This window comes from Streptomyces sp. ATLC9 (assembly GCF_057196705.1).
Window position 1 is genome coordinate 1 of sequence record NZ_JBXUOY010000024.1, and the last position, 13,884, is coordinate 13,884.

Annotated in this window: 10 protein-coding genes and 1 riboswitch; of the genes, 7 read left to right on the forward strand and 3 right to left on the reverse strand. The window is 71.9% G+C overall.

What is annotated here, in order from left to right; translation table 11 throughout:
• Window positions 1-355: 355 nt before the first annotated feature.
• Complete coding sequence (locus AC2CJA_RS04665; protein ID WP_093851254.1) at window positions 356-586, reverse strand: DUF7455 domain-containing protein; 231 nt, start codon at window positions 584-586, stop codon at window positions 356-358.
• Between the two features lie 471 nt (window positions 587-1,057).
• On the opposite strand from AC2CJA_RS04665, the gene AC2CJA_RS04670 reads away from it, so the two are divergent.
• Together AC2CJA_RS04670 and AC2CJA_RS04675 are read left to right on the forward strand one after the other, a co-directional pair.
• A complete protein-coding gene (locus AC2CJA_RS04670) occupies window positions 1,058-3,160 on the forward strand; it encodes a DNA gyrase/topoisomerase IV subunit B (RefSeq protein ID WP_484601392.1) in 2,103 nt (700 codons plus the stop codon).
• 167 nt (window positions 3,161-3,327) lie between these two features.
• Window positions 3,328-3,780: a DUF485 domain-containing protein gene (locus AC2CJA_RS04675; protein ID WP_484601369.1), complete on the forward strand. Its 453-nt coding sequence runs from the start codon at window positions 3,328-3,330 to the stop codon at window positions 3,778-3,780.
• 28 nt (window positions 3,781-3,808) lie between these two features.
• Here AC2CJA_RS04675 and AC2CJA_RS04680 read toward each other — a convergent pair whose 3' ends face one another.
• On the reverse strand, window positions 3,809-4,720 hold the full coding sequence (locus AC2CJA_RS04680; RefSeq protein ID WP_484601370.1) for a ferredoxin family protein: 912 nt from the start codon (window positions 4,718-4,720) through the stop codon (window positions 3,809-3,811).
• Window positions 4,721-4,896: 176 nt separating this feature from the next.
• Here AC2CJA_RS04680 and AC2CJA_RS04685 point away from each other — a divergent pair, with 176 nt between their 5' ends.
• Window positions 4,897-5,952, forward strand: coding sequence for a CobW family GTP-binding protein (locus tag AC2CJA_RS04685; protein WP_484601393.1), 1,056 nt, complete (start codon window positions 4,897-4,899; stop codon window positions 5,950-5,952).
• A gap of 97 nt (window positions 5,953-6,049) precedes the next feature.
• Here the strand turns inward: AC2CJA_RS04685 and AC2CJA_RS04690 are convergent, their stop codons facing one another.
• Window positions 6,050-8,497: a DNA gyrase/topoisomerase IV subunit A gene (locus AC2CJA_RS04690; RefSeq protein ID WP_484601371.1), complete on the reverse strand. Its 2,448-nt coding sequence runs from the start codon at window positions 8,495-8,497 to the stop codon at window positions 6,050-6,052.
• A gap of 234 nt (window positions 8,498-8,731) precedes the next feature.
• On the opposite strand from AC2CJA_RS04690, the gene AC2CJA_RS04695 reads away from it, so the two are divergent.
• The 4 genes from AC2CJA_RS04695 to AC2CJA_RS04710 all read left to right on the forward strand — a co-directional run bounded on the left by AC2CJA_RS04695 (window position 8,732) and on the right by AC2CJA_RS04710 (window position 13,699).
• Complete coding sequence (locus AC2CJA_RS04695) at window positions 8,732-10,126, forward strand: M16 family metallopeptidase (RefSeq protein WP_484601372.1); 1,395 nt, start codon at window positions 8,732-8,734, stop codon at window positions 10,124-10,126.
• A gap of 23 nt (window positions 10,127-10,149) precedes the next feature.
• Window positions 10,150-11,526 carry a M16 family metallopeptidase gene (locus tag AC2CJA_RS04700; protein WP_484601394.1) on the forward strand — a complete coding sequence of 459 codons (1,377 nt, stop codon included), beginning with the start codon at window positions 10,150-10,152 and terminating at the stop codon, window positions 11,524-11,526.
• A gap of 206 nt (window positions 11,527-11,732) precedes the next feature.
• A riboswitch (cyclic di-AMP (ydaO/yuaA leader) is annotated at window positions 11,733-11,906 on the forward strand.
• Between the two features lie 13 nt (window positions 11,907-11,919).
• Window positions 11,920-12,795: a M23 family metallopeptidase gene (locus AC2CJA_RS04705; protein WP_484601373.1), complete on the forward strand. Its 876-nt coding sequence runs from the start codon at window positions 11,920-11,922 to the stop codon at window positions 12,793-12,795.
• 199 nt (window positions 12,796-12,994) lie between these two features.
• Window positions 12,995-13,699, forward strand: coding sequence for a GntR family transcriptional regulator (locus AC2CJA_RS04710; RefSeq protein ID WP_484601374.1), 705 nt, complete (start codon window positions 12,995-12,997; stop codon window positions 13,697-13,699).
• Window positions 13,700-13,884 lie beyond the last annotated feature (185 nt).

Below are 13,884 nucleotides of genomic sequence, written 5' to 3' on the forward strand. Positions count from 1 at the left end.
AGCCAGGGTTTGCCCGGGCGGCGAGCGGGGTGAACCCTGGCTGACGCGACACTGGCCTCCGCCAGGCCCCGCGGCACGTGCGGGTGTGAGCCGTTCTCCGGATGCGGAAGTCGCCCGCATGGCTCACCCTGGGGTGAGGCGGGGGCGATCGCAGGTCCAGGGAGGCCCCGTGTGCCTGTTTCCCGGCATGCGGGAGTCCCCCGTGCCCCTCGGGCTCACCGCCGTCCGCCGCACCCGCTTGTGCCCGGACACGGCAAACGGGCGACCACTCCGTGAGGAGCGCCCGCCCGTGGCGTCCGGCCCTGGGCCGGTCCGAGCTCGTCGGATGGGGACGCGTTTGCCGCCGCTCAGCAGGTCAGTGCTCGCTGTCACCCGCCGTCGCGGGGGTGGCGTTGAGCCGCTCGGTCTCGTCCTGTATCTCCGCAGCGATCTTCTTGAGTTCCGGCTCGAACTTGCGGCCGTGGTGGGCGCAGAACAGCAGCTCTCCACCGCTGACGAGCACAACACGCAGGTATGCCTGGGCGCCGCAGCGGTCGCAGCGGTCAGCGGCCGTCAGCGGGCTCGCGGGGGTCAGAACAGTAGTCACGTCGCCTCTTCTCTAGCTCGACGAGCTGTCGTACCAGGGTCAACATCCAACCAGGCCGAAAACGTTCCCGCTCGTGGCTTTTCCTCGAAAATCTCTGTGTGAGGTGGCTGACATGTTGCCGGTTGGCGGCGAATGAGCCGATTACAGAGATGTGTTGGTCTTTGCCGTCTTCGTGTTGTGTGTTCGGTTGTCTCCTCCGGCGCCGGTCTCGCCGGTGTCGTTCCAGAGGACGTGCCCGGAGCCTAGATGGTTCATGCCCGGAAGGGAACGTGATGTACACGTCACCCGGGCGAGTTATCGAACGCTTGGGCGATGCTGGTTTAGCATGGGCCTTCTCCTGGGTGGCTTCACCTGGGCTCTCCATGGCCTCGGTACCCTCTGACCCGCAAGACAGCCATCCCCAGTGAAATTCAGCGAGGAGCGAACCGCGTGACCGCCGAGACTCCCCTGGCCTCCGGCAGGGGAAACCCCATGCCGTCCACCGCCCTGCTCACGGGCGCGGACCGTGACGGTTCCAACTACACCGCGCGGCACCTGCTCGTCCTCGAAGGGCTGGAGGCGGTGCGCAAGCGGCCCGGCATGTACATCGGCTCCACCGACAGCCGCGGCCTGATGCACTGCCTCTGGGAGATCATCGACAACTCGGTCGACGAGGCGCTCGGAGGTCACTGCGACCACATCGAGGTCGTCCTCCGGGAGGACGGTTCCGTCGAGGTGCAGGACAACGGCCGCGGTATCCCCGTCGACGTCGAGCCCAAGACGGGACTGTCGGGCGTCGAGGTCGTGATGACCAAGCTGCACGCCGGCGGAAAGTTCGGCGGCGGCTCCTATGCGGCCTCCGGCGGCCTGCACGGCGTCGGCGCGTCCGTCGTCAACGCCCTGTCCGCCCGCCTCGACGTCGAGGTCGACCGTGACGGCCGCACGCACGCGGTCAGCTTCCGGCGCGGTGTCCCGGGCATCTTCACCGAGTCCGGTCCGGACGCCCCCTTCGACCCCACGAGCGGCCTGCGCAAGGACAGGAAGATCCCCAAGGCCCGTACCGGCACCCGGGTGCGGTACTGGGCCGACCGGCAGATCTTCCTCAAGGACGCCAGGCTCTCCCTGGACAACCTGCACGCCCGCGCACGTCAGACGGCCTTCCTGGTGCCCGGCCTGACGATCGTCGTCCGCGACGAGCGCGGGCTCGACGGCGCGCCGCCCGCGAAGGAGGTCTTCCGCTACGACGGCGGCATCAGCGAGTTCTGCGAGTACCTCGCCCCGGACCGGCCGCTGTGCGACGTGCTGCGCCTGACGGGCCAGGGCACCTTCAAGGAGACCGTCCCCGTCCTGGACGAGCGCGGCCACATGATCCCCACCGAGGTCACCCGCGAGCTCGGCGTGGACGTCGCGCTGCGCTGGGGGACCGGCTACGACACCACGGTCAGGTCGTTCGTCAACATCATCGCCACCCCCAAGGGCGGCACCCACGTCGCCGGCTTCGAGCGCGCGGTCGCCCGCACGGTGAACGAGGTGCTGCGCTCCACCAAGCTGCTGCGCGTCGCCGAGGACGACGTCGTCAAGGACGACGCCCTGGAAGGCATGACGGCGGTGGTCACCGTGCGGCTGGCCGAGCCGCAGTTCGAGGGCCAGACCAAGGAGGTGCTGGGCACCTCGGCCGCCTCCCGGATCGTCGCCCAGGTGGTCTCCAGGGAACTCAAGGCGTTCTTGACCTCCACCAGGCGCGACGACAGGCAGCAGGCCCGCTCGGTGCTGGAGAAGGCCGTGGCCGCGGCCCGTACCCGCATCGCCGCCCGCCAGCACAAGGAGGCCCAGCGCCGCAAGACCGCGCTGGAGTCCTCCGCCCTGCCGGCCAAGCTCGCCGACTGCCGCAGCGACGACGTCGAGCGCAGCGAGCTGTTCATCGTCGAGGGCGACTCCGCACTGGGCACCGCCAAGCTCGCCCGGAACTCCGAGTTCCAGGCACTGCTGCCGATCCGCGGTAAGATCCTCAACGTCCAGAAGTCATCCATCTCCGACATGCTGAAGAACGCCGAGTGCGGTGCGATCATCCAGGTCATAGGGGCGGGATCCGGCCGGACGTTCGACATCGACCAGGCCCGCTACGGCAAGGTCATCTTCCTGGCCGACGCCGATGTCGACGGCGCGCACATCCGCTGCCTGCTGCTGACCCTCTTCCAGCGCTACATGCGGCCGATGGTCGAGCAGGGCAGGGTCTTCTCGGCGGTGCCGCCGCTGCACCGGATCGAGCTGATCAATCCCCGGCGGGGCCAGGCGAAGTACATCTACACCTACTCCGACAACGAGCTGCGCCAGACCCTGCTGGAGCTGCAGGGCAAGGGGATCCGCTTCAAGGACTCCATCCAGCGCTACAAGGGCCTGGGCGAGATGGACGCCGACCAGCTCGCGGAGACCACGATGGATCCGCGTCACCGCACTCTGCGCCGCATCAACATCAGTGATCTGGAGGCCGCGGAGAAGACCTTCGACCTGCTGATGGGCAACGAGGTCGCGCCGCGCAAGGAGTTCATCACCACCTCCGCCGCCACGCTCGACCGGTCCAGGATCGACGTCTGATCCGAGCCGCTCCGGGTCAGGCCCTGTACCGCCTTCACCGCGCCCGCCCCCGGCCTGCCCGGGGCGGGCGCGGTTCCTTTGGGGCCGGACGGATGAACCCTCCCCCAGAAGGGTGAAAGGTCCGGATCGCCCCTCCACCGGGCCCGGGAACCTGCCCATCCTGGGACATGCGGATCGACGACCCCTGGTACGACCCCCTCGCCTCCGGCTGGGAGGAGGGTCGCGGAGCCACCGCGGTGCCCTTCCCCCGGCCGCCCGGCCTCGGTGCGGCGCCGGCTCCCGCCGCTCGTGCCCGCGGGACCGCCCGCCGGGGAACCCGCCGCCGTCTCCTGCTGTCCGCCGTGGCCGCCCTCCTCGTCTGCCATCTGGCCTGTCTGGTCGCGGTCACCGCCGCGCCCGCGGTGGCGGCCCGGATACCAGGCGGCGGCCCCGTCACGGTGGATACGGCCGCCGGGTTCGCGCAGTTCACCGCTGTCTGCCTGCTGGCCCGGGCGTACGCCCGGCACACGCGACCGCACCGCAACGGGCACGGGGCGGCCCACGGGCCCGGCGGATGCGGCCGCGAACCGTGCCGCGCGGCGGGCGCGGAGGTCCCTGGGAGGGCGGGCCGGACCCGGTGACCGGAGCACGTCCCGGCCCCCGGGGGCATCAGAGCGGAATCACGCCCACGGCCGTCACGCGGGGCTGTACGGCGGGGGCGGCGCCGCAGCTCGCGATCACGGGCGGGACGTCGGTGTCCTCGGTGACCGTCACGCGCCAGGAGCGGCCGTCGGTGTGGGCCACCGTGACGCTCCACCGCGGGGCGGACCCCGCGCTCCCGGTGACCGCCAGGGCGTCGGCGCGCGCCTCGCCCGTCAGCTCGCGGACCGCCAGATCGGCGGCCTGGCCCGGCCGCCCCCAGGCGGAACGGCCCCGGCACCCGTCGGTGACGATCCGGCCGCGCCGCAACTCGTCCAGCACGCCCTTGACGGCGGGGCCTCCCAGCCTGCCGTACGCGTAGCCGTACGGCAGTGCCAGCAGGGTGGGGGCGAAGCGGTGGCCGCCGATGTGGGTGGTCTCCCACACCTCGCAGGCGCCGGAGGCCGCCAGCTCGTCGGCCAGCGGGCGGCCCAGTACGGCGCAGCAGCGGTCGCGCCTGCCGTTGGTGCACACCAGAGCCAGGGGGTCGCCGCGGTACGGCTCCCACAGCCCGCCGTGGTCGCCCGCGCCGAGCCGGGCCATGGCCTCCGCGTCGAGGCCGCGCAGCTCGTCCGGGCCGGTGAGCAGGGCGGTGCGCACCCAGGACCGGCCGGGGAGGGTGTGGGCGAGATAGACACGGCGGAGGGCGGGCCCGTGGCGGTCCGGGTGACGGCCGGGGCGGCGGATCAGCGCGACCCGCACGCCGGTGCCGTCGGCGGCCCGCTCCAGCGCGCGGCCGAGCACCGGATCGAGACGGCTGTCGGTGAGGGCCCTGGCCCCCCACGGGCCGGGCTGTTCGACCAGCAGCCATGTCCGGGCGGTCGCGGCGGTGGCGGCCGGCGGTTCGGCCAGCGCTCGGGAGGCGGTCGAACAGGTATCCACACAGGGGAGCCTAACCGCTCCCGCCCGGGGATTCCCGCCGGCGGACGGTGTCCGGCCCCGGGCAGGCGCGGGCGGGCATGCCCGCGCACATGGGCGGGATCGGGGACGGGGAGGTCGTCGACTACCATCGGCAGCCGTTCCGGTACGGCCGCCACCCGCACGATGGAGGCACGAGCTTGGTCAGGAAGCGGATTCCGGTCGTCGTCCTCGCCGGCTTCCTCGGATCGGGGAAGACCACCCTCCTCAACCATCTCCTCGCCCACAGCGGCGACACCCGCATCGGTGTGATCGTCAACGACTTCGGCAGCATCGAGATCGACGCCATGTCGGTGGCCGGACAGGTCGACTCGATGATCTCCCTGGGCAACGGCTGTCTGTGCTGCGCCGTCGACACCAGTGACCTGGACACCATGCTGGAGCGTCTCGCACGGCCCTCGGCCCGTATCGACGTCATCGTGGTGGAGGCCAGCGGCCTCGCGGAGCCGGAGACCCTGATCCGCATGATCCTCTCCAGCGACGAGGAGAACATCGTCTACGGCGGGCTGGTGGAAGTCGTCGACGCCGCGGAGTTCGAGGGCACCCGGGCCAGGCACCCGGAGCTCGAACGGCATGTGGCGATGGCCGATCTGGTGGTGCTCAACAAGGCGGACCGGGCCGGGGAGGAGGAGCTGTCCGCCCTGACCGGAGAGCTGCGGAGGATGGGCCGGGGCGTGCCCGTCGTACGCGCCCTCCACGGACGTGTCGACCCGGAACTGCTCTTCGATCCGCGTCCCCGCGACGACGGGGCACAGGGCATGCGGCAGCTCTCCTTCGAGGACGTGCGGGCCGAGACGCGCGAAGCCGGGCACGGATGCGGCGAGGGGCACGACGAGCACCTCCACGCCGCCTACCAGAGCGTGGAGTTCACCACCGGCGGGCCGGTGGACCCGCGCCGGCTCATGGAGTTCCTGGACGGCAGGCCCGAAGGCCTGTACCGGATCAAGGGGTTCGTCCACTTCGGTGTGCCCGGCCACCGGGAGAAGTACGGGCTGCACGCGGTCGGCCGCTTCCTGCGCTTCAACCCCGGACGGTGGGGGAGCGGCGAGCCGCGTCTGACGCGGCTCGTGCTGATCGGCTCCGGCATCGACGCCGAAACGGTGCGCGAGGAGCTGGCCTCCTGTGTGGCCGTCGGCTCGCCAGAGGAGGCCGGCCCCGACAGCATGTGGGGCGTCCTGCGCTACGTACGGCCCTGAGCGCGCCGCCTCGCGGGGCGGCGGTGGCGGTGGCGGTGCGACGCGGGGCGGCGGCCCGGCCCGCACCGCGGGGCCCGGGACGCCGCACCCGAACACGTCACACCGGCCCGGCGACCACCGAGACCGGCTTGGCCAGCGGGATGCCCGAGCCGTCGCGGCGCGGGTCCGGCTCCGGCAGGTCCACCGGCGAGCCCTTGGCGTCCGCCGCGCGAGCGGGGACGGCTCCGGCCCAGGCGAAGGTCAGATGGTCCTCGCCCTTGAGGAAGCGCTGGCAGCGTACCCCGCCCGTGGCCCGGCCCTTGCGCGGATACTGGTCGAACGGCGTCAGTTTGGCCGTCTCCACCCCGTCGGTCAGCGTGCCGTGCGAGCCCGCGACCGTGAAGACCACCGCGTCGGCGGCCGGGTCGACGGCGGTGAAGGAGATCACCTTCGCCCCCTGGCCCAGCTTGACGCCCGCGACGCCGCCGGCCGGCCGCCCCTGCGGCCTGACCTGCCCGGCGGGGAAGCGCAGCAGCTGCGCCTCGTCGGTGATGAAGACCAGGTCCTCCTCACCCGTACGCAGCTCCACCGCGCCGACGATCCGGTCACCCTCCTTGAGGGTGATGACCTCCAGTTCGCCCTTGCTGGACGGGTAGTCGGGCACCACCCGTTTGACCACGCCCTGCTCCGTGCCCAGCGCCAGCCCCGGTGAGGACTCGTCCAGGGTGGTGAGGCACACCAGCTCCTCGCCCTCCCTCAGGGAGAGGAATTCCGTGAACCGGGCGCCGCCCGCCAGGTTCGGCGCGGAGTTCTCCGGAAGCTGCGGCAGGTCGATGACCGAGATCCGCAGCAGTCGTCCCGCGGAGGTCACCGCCCCCACTTCGCCCCGGGCCGTCGCGGGAACGGCCGACACCACCACGTCGTGCTTGCGGCGTTTGACGGAGGAGTCGAGGACCGGCTCCCCGCCCGCGGTGCGGGCCAGCAGACCGGTGGAGGACAGCAGCACCCGGCACGGGTCGTCCGCCACCTGGAGCGGCACGGCCGCCGCCGGAGCGTCCGCCGAGGACAGCAGCTCGGTGCGGCGCGGAGTGCCGTATTTCCTGGCGACCGCGGACAGCTCCGAGGAGACCAGCTTGCGCAGCTCCGCGTCGGACTCCAGGGTGCGGGTCAGCTCCTCGATCTCGGCGTTCAGCCGGTCGCGCTCGGACTCCAGCTCGACGCGGTCGAACTTCGTCAGCCTGCGCAGCGGGGTGTCGAGGATGTACTGCGTCTGCACCTCGGACAGGCCGAACCGGTCGATCAGCGACTCCTTGGCCTGCGCGGCGTTCTCGCTGGAGCGGATGATCCGGATGACCTCGTCGATGTCGGCCAGTGCCACCAGCAGGCCCTCGACCAGGTGCAGCCGGTCGCGCCGCTTGCCGCGCCGGAACTCGCTGCGCCGCCGCACCACGGTGAAACGGTGGTCGACGTAGACCTCCAGCAGCTCCTTCAGGCCCAGCGTCAGCGGCTGGCCGTCGACCAGGGCCACGTTGTTGATGCCGAAGGACTCCTCCATCGGCGTCAGCTTGTAGAGCTGCTCCAGCACGGCCTCGGGATTGAAGCCGTTCTTGATCTCGATGACCAGCCGCAGCCCGTGCTCGCGGTCGGTGAGGTCCTTGACGTCGGCGATGCCCTGGACCTTCTTGCCGTTGACCAGGTCCTTGATCTTGGAGATGACCTTCTCCGGGCCGACGTTGAAGGGCAGCTCGGTGACGACCAGGCCCTTGCGCCGCGCGGTCACGTCCTCCACGGAGACCGTGGCGCGGATCTTGAAGGTGCCGCGCCCCTTGGCGTAGGCGTCCCTGATGCCCTGCAGCCCGACGATCCGGCCGCCGGTGGGCAGATCCGGGCCCGGCACGAAACGCATCAGCGTCTCCAGGTCCGCGCCCGGGTGCTTGATCAGGTGCCGGGCGGCGGCGATCACCTCGCCCAGGTTGTGCGGGGGCATGTTGGTGGCCATCCCGACCGCGATGCCGGAGGCGCCGTTGACCAGCAGGTTCGGATAGGCCGAGGGCAGTACGGCCGGCTCGGACTCGCTGCCGTCGTAGTTGGGCGTGAAGTCGACGGTGTCCTCGTCGATCGACTCGACCATCAGCCCGGCCGCCGGGGCGGAGCGGCACTCGGTGTACCGCATGGCGGCGGGCGGGTCGTCGTTGCCCAGCGAGCCGAAGTTGCCGTGTCCGTCCACCAGCGGCAGCCGCATGGAGAAGGACTGGGCCAGACGCACCAGGGCGTCGTAGATGGCGCTGTCGCCGTGCGGGTGGAGTTTGCCCATCACCTCGCCGACCACGCGCGCGCACTTGACGTAGCCGCGTTCCGGCCGCAGCCCCATCTCGTGCATCTGGTAGAGGATCCGCCGGTGGACCGGCTTGAGCCCGTCGCGTGCGTCGGGCAGGGCGCGCGAGTAGATGACCGAGTAGGCGTACTCCAGGAAGGAGCCCTGCATCTCGTCGACGACGTCGATGTCGAGGACACGCTCCTCGAACTCTCCCCCGGGCGGCGGGGTCTTCGTGCTGCGGCGGGCCATCGCGGCTGCGACTCCTTCTTGCGTACTGCGGACTGTGTCCCGTGCGGGGTGGCGGACTGTGTCCCGTGCGGGGCAGGGACGGACGGGCACCATTGTGGACCTCGGCACCGACAGTCCGGTCCCCGCCCCGAACCGTACGGGAACTTCGCGCTTTGTCCGGCCGCTTGCATACAGTGACCACACACGCGTTGTGAGAACGCGGTCCGCGATCGCGATCGAAGGGACTCCCTGCCCATGGCTCACACGGCCTCCCCTCCGCCCACCGCCGGCGGCCTGACGGCGACCGAGCACCGGCTGGCCAACGGCCTGCGCGTGGTGCTCTCCGAGGACCACCAGACCCCGGTCGCCGCGGTCTGCCTCTGGTACGACGTCGGATCGCGCCACGAGGTCGTCGGGCGCACGGGTCTGGCGCACCTCTTCGAGCACCTGATGTTCCAGGGATCGGCACAGGTGAAGGGGAACGGTCATTTCGAACTGGTGCAGGGGGCGGGCGGGTCGCTCAACGGCACCACCAGCTTCGAGCGCACCAACTACTTCGAGACGATGCCCGCCCACCAGCTGGAGCTGGCGCTGTGGCTGGAGGCCGACCGCATGGGGTCGCTGCTGGCCGCCCTGGACGAGGAGTCCATGGAGAACCAGCGCGACGTGGTGAAGAACGAGCGCCGCCAGCGGTACGACAACGTGCCCTACGGCACGGCGTTCGAGAGGCTGACGGCGATGGTCTACCCGGAGGGCCATCCCTACCACCACACCCCGATCGGCTCCATGGCGGATCTGGACGCCGCCTCGCTGGAGGACGCGCGGGACTTCTTCCGCACCTACTACGCGCCGAACAACGCCGTGCTGGCGGTCGTCGGTGACATCGACCCGGAGCGCACCCTCGCCTGGGCCGAGAAGTACTTCGGCTCCATCCCCTCCCACGAGGGCAAGCGTCCGCCGCGCGACGGCTCCCTGCCGGAGGTCATCGGCGAGGAGGTCAAGCAGGTCCTCCGCGAGGAGGTGCCGTCCCGGGCGATGATGGCCGCCTACCGGCTGCCGCACGACGGCACCCGCGAGGCGGACGCCGCCGACCTGGCGCTGACGGTGCTCGGCGGCGGCGAGTCCTCCCGCCTGCAGACCCGTCTGGTCCGCCGCGACCGCACCGCCGTCACCGCCGGCTTCGGCATGCTGCGGCTGGCGGGGGCGCCCTCGATGGGGTGGCTGGACGTGAAGGCCTCCGGTGACGCCGAGATCGCCGACATCGAGCGGGCGGTCGACGAGGAGCTGGCCCGCTTCGCCGAGGAGGGGCCGACCCCGGCGGAGATGGAGCGCGCCCAGGCGCTGCTGGAGCGCGAGTGGCTGGACCGGCTGGCCACGGTCGGCGGCCGCGCCGACGAGCTGTGCCGCTACGCGGTGCTGTTCGGCGACCCCCAGCTCGCCCTGACGGCGGTGGAGCGCGTGCTCCAGGTCACCGCCGACGAGGTGCGCGAGGTGGCCGCGGCCCGGCTGCGCCCCGACAACCGCGCGGTACTGATCTACGAGCCCACCCAGGCAACCGCCCCCGACACCGCGGCCGACGTCTCCGAGGGCGCCACCGTCTCCGGGACCGGTACCGCCGCCGACACCCACGACCAGGAGGCCGCCCAGTGAGCGACGCCACGGCCCAGAACGGAATGTCGATGGAGTTCCACCCCCAGCCCCGTGGCGGCGAGCCCAGGCCGTGGGCGTTCCCCGCCCCCGAGCGCGGCGAGCTGCCCAACGGGCTGACCGTGCTGCGCTGCCACCGTCCCGGCCAGAAGGTCGTGGCCGTCGAGGTCAACCTCGTCGCGCCGCTGGAGGCCGAGCCCCGCGACCGGGAGGGCGTGGCCGGGATCATGGCACGGGCGCTGAGCGAGGGCACCGACCGGCACAGCGCCGAGGAGTTCGCCGCCGAGCTGGAGCGGTGCGGCGCCACGCTGGACGCGCACGCCGACCACCCCGGCGTACGGGTCTCCCTGGAGGTCCCGGCCTCCCGCCTGACCAGGGCGCTGGGCCTGCTCGCCGACGCGCTGCGCGCCCCCGCCTTCCCCGGGGGCGAGGTCGAGAGGCTGGTGCGCAACCGCCTGGACGAGATCCCGCACGAGCTGGCCAATCCCGCCCGCCGGGCGGCCATCGCGCTGTCGAAGGAGCTGTTCCCGGCCGACTCCCGGCTCTCGCGCCCCCGCCAGGGAGCCGAGGAGACCATCAGGAACATCGACGCCGAGGCGGTGCGCGCCTTCTACGCGGAGCATGTGAGGCCCTCGACGGCCACGGCCGTGGTGGTGGGCGATTTCACCGGAGTGGACCTGGACAAGGCGCTGGCCGAGACCCTCGGCGACTGGAAGGGCGCGGCCGCCGGGCCCCGGCCGGTCCCGCCGATCACCGCGGACGACACCGGCCGGGTGGTCGTCGTGGACCGGCCGGGAGCGGTGCAGACCCAGCTGCTCATCGGCCGGATCGGCCCCGACCGGCACGACCGGGTCTGGCCCGCCCAGGTGCTCGGTACGTACTGCCTGGGCGGCACGCTCACCTCCCGCCTGGACCGGGTGCTGCGCGAGGAGAAGGGCTACACCTACGGCGTGCGGGCCTTCGCCCAGGTGCTGCGCTCCTCCCCCGAGGGCACCGGTGCCTCGATGCTGGCGGTCAACGGCTCGGTGGCCACCGATGTGACGGGTCCCGCACTGGAGGATCTGTGGCGCGTGCTGCGCACCCTGGCGGAGGAGGGTCTCACCGACGCCGAGCGTGACACGGCCGTGCAGAACCTGGTGGGGGTGGCCCCGCTGCGCTACGAGACGTCGGCGGCCGTGGCCGGCACCCTCGCCGACCAGGTGGAGCAGCACCTTCCCGACGACTACCAGGCGAAGCTGTACGCCCGCCTCGCCGGGACCGGCACGGTGGAGGCGACGGCGGCGGCCGTGGCGGCCTTCCCCGCGGACCGTCTGGTGACGGTGCTGGTGGGAGACGCGTCACAGATCGCCGACACGGTGCGGGACCTGGGCATCGGGGAGGTGACGGTCGTCACGGACCAGTGACCCCCGGCCGCCCTGCGGCGGCCGGCAGCGGAAGGCCCTTGGTGGGGTTGCCACACCAAGGGCCTTCCGTGTGTCCGACTTTGGGCCGTTCCGGTGGGCGCTCCGTGTGGCATGGCCTACAAAAGGTGCTTCTTGCTTGCTCACTCAATTTTGTCCGTTTAGCGTCGATCTCGCCGGCCGTCAGAAGTGACCGCGACCGCGGCCGACGGCAGTGATCGCCGAGTCCCCCGAGCGGGGGAGCCGGGGACCCACCCTCCCGCCCTTCACACGCGGGAGTGGTCCTCTTCCGAGGCACCTGGGGTGAATCGGGCCGTGCGCCCGTAGGAGACCTTCCTGCTCCGAACCCGACAGCTAACCCGGTAGGCGAGAAGGAAGGAAAGGAGCACGCCACCCATGGCGTTCACCCGTGCCACCGCGCAGCTCGCCGAGAAGCTGACCGGAAAGCTCACCGGGCTCACCGAGAGCCTCACCGAGAAGCACCACCTCTCCAGCCGCTCCATGCGTACCCGCGTGGGTCTGGCCGGAGCCGCCGCCCTGACCGTCACCGGCGTGGTCGGCGCCGCCGCCACCCCCGCGATCGCGGCTCCGGACGAGGGCTCGGGGACCTACGCCCTGGGCTTCGTCCAGGCCATGGCCGTCGGTGACACGATCGCCGACGACGTCAGGGCCCAGGCCCAGGCCCAGCAGCGTGTCGCCGACGCCGCCGAGAAGGCCGCCGCCGAGAAGGCCGCCGAGAAGCGCGAGGCCGCTGCCGAGAAGGCTGCCGAGGAAAGGGCCGCGAAGGCCGCCGAGAAGCGCGAGGCCGACGCCGAGAAGCGCGCGAACGAGCGTGCCGACCGCTCCGCCGGGCGCCGTTCGGCCACCGGCTACGTCGACCCGGTCGCGGGCGTGGACACCACCACCACCTACAAGCAGGCCGGCGCCTCCTGGTCCTCCGGCAAGCACAGCGGCATCGACTTCCCCGCCGCAACCGGCACCCCGGTGCGGTCCGTCGGTCCGGGGACCGTGGTGACGGTGGGCTGGGGCGGCGCGTACGGCAACCAGGTCGTCATCCGCCACGACGACGGCAAGTACACCCAGTACGCCCACCTGTCCGCCACGAAGGTCTCGGCAGGCCAGAAGGTCGGCGGCGGCCAGCGGATCGGCGCGGTCGGCTCCACCGGCAACAGCACCGGCCCGCACCTGCACTTCGAGGCCCGCAACGGCGCCCACTACGGCTCGGACTTCAACCCGATCACCTACCTGGCCGGCAAGGGCGTCGACGTCTGAGAGGTCTGACCGGCCCCGCCCGCGGGGCGCCGGGCAGTCACGCCGATCACGCACCGACATCCGCCGCGCGACCCGCGAGGTCGCGCGGCGGATGTTTTCACGCCTGTTTCCCGGTGGGCATCGGAAAACGCGTGGCGGTGGAATACAGTTCGACTCTGCGGTACTTCTGGAAAATGGAGACGGCGGCGGAGGTCGGCCCATGCGCATTTCCGCGCACATGGTGTGCAGCGCGGTCCGTGACGACATCGTCTCCGGGGTTTTCCCGCCCGGGTCCCGGCTCGCCGAGGAGCTTCTCGCCAGGCGCTACGGCGTCTCGCGCGTCCCGGTGCGCGAGGCTCTGCGGACGCTGGAGGCGGAGGGCTTTGTCACCTCCCGCCGCCACGCGGGAGCCTGCGTCGCCCGGCCCACCGAGCAGGAGGCCGCCGACCTGCTCGACATCCGCGCCCTGCTGGAGCCGCTGGGCGCCGCGCGGGCCGCCCGGCGGCGCACCGAGGCGCAGCTGAGGGTCCTGCGCGGGCTGGTCCGCCTGGGCCTGCAGCGCGCGGAGAGCGGCAGGCTGTCCGATCTGAGGCCTCTGGAGGACTGGTACCACGAGACGCTGGCCCGGGCGTCTGGCAGTCCCAGTCTGGCCTCGCTGCTCACACAGCTGCGCCGCAAGATCACCTGGGTGTACGCCGTGGAACCGCCGCTGCGCGCGGTCACCGTGTGGCGTGAGCGCGGCGCCGTCGTGGACGCCGTCGCGCGCGGCGACGCGGAACGGGCGCGCGCCCTGGCGAGCGAGCACGTGGAGCGCTCCGTCGCGGTACGCCGCGAGCAACGGCCGCTGGCCGCGCGTGAAGGCCGCCGGAAAGTACCGGTGAGAAGCACGAAACACGCCGTAAACACACCGTGCGATAATTCGTAACAGGAATTGTGTACACAGGGTGGGAATGCGCGGAGAATACGCGGGGAAATGCCCGCCCGGGACGCTCCGGTTCCGGTTGAGGAAAAGGTTGTGGGCGCCCGCTCCTCAGCCTTTTCCGGCGGTCGCCCGCCGGTGGTTTCCGTCGCGTTCTCATGCCGGGCCCGTGTCCAGCGCCGCACGCGGGC

Coding starts and splice junctions, on each gene's coding strand:
- AC2CJA_RS04670 (WP_484601392.1), top strand. CDS start 1,058: ATGCCGTCCACCGCCCTGCTCACGGGCGCGGACCGTGACGGTTCCAAC.
- AC2CJA_RS04675 (WP_484601369.1), top strand. CDS start 3,328: ATGCGGATCGACGACCCCTGGTACGACCCCCTCGCCTCCGGCTGGGAG.
- AC2CJA_RS04690 (WP_484601371.1), bottom strand. CDS start 8,497: ATGGCCCGCCGCAGCACGAAGACCCCGCCGCCCGGGGGAGAGTTCGAG.
- AC2CJA_RS04695 (WP_484601372.1), top strand. CDS start 8,732: ATGGCTCACACGGCCTCCCCTCCGCCCACCGCCGGCGGCCTGACGGCG.
- AC2CJA_RS04700 (WP_484601394.1), top strand. CDS start 10,150: ATGTCGATGGAGTTCCACCCCCAGCCCCGTGGCGGCGAGCCCAGGCCG.
- AC2CJA_RS04705 (WP_484601373.1), top strand. CDS start 11,920: ATGGCGTTCACCCGTGCCACCGCGCAGCTCGCCGAGAAGCTGACCGGA.
- AC2CJA_RS04710 (WP_484601374.1), top strand. CDS start 12,995: ATGCGCATTTCCGCGCACATGGTGTGCAGCGCGGTCCGTGACGACATC.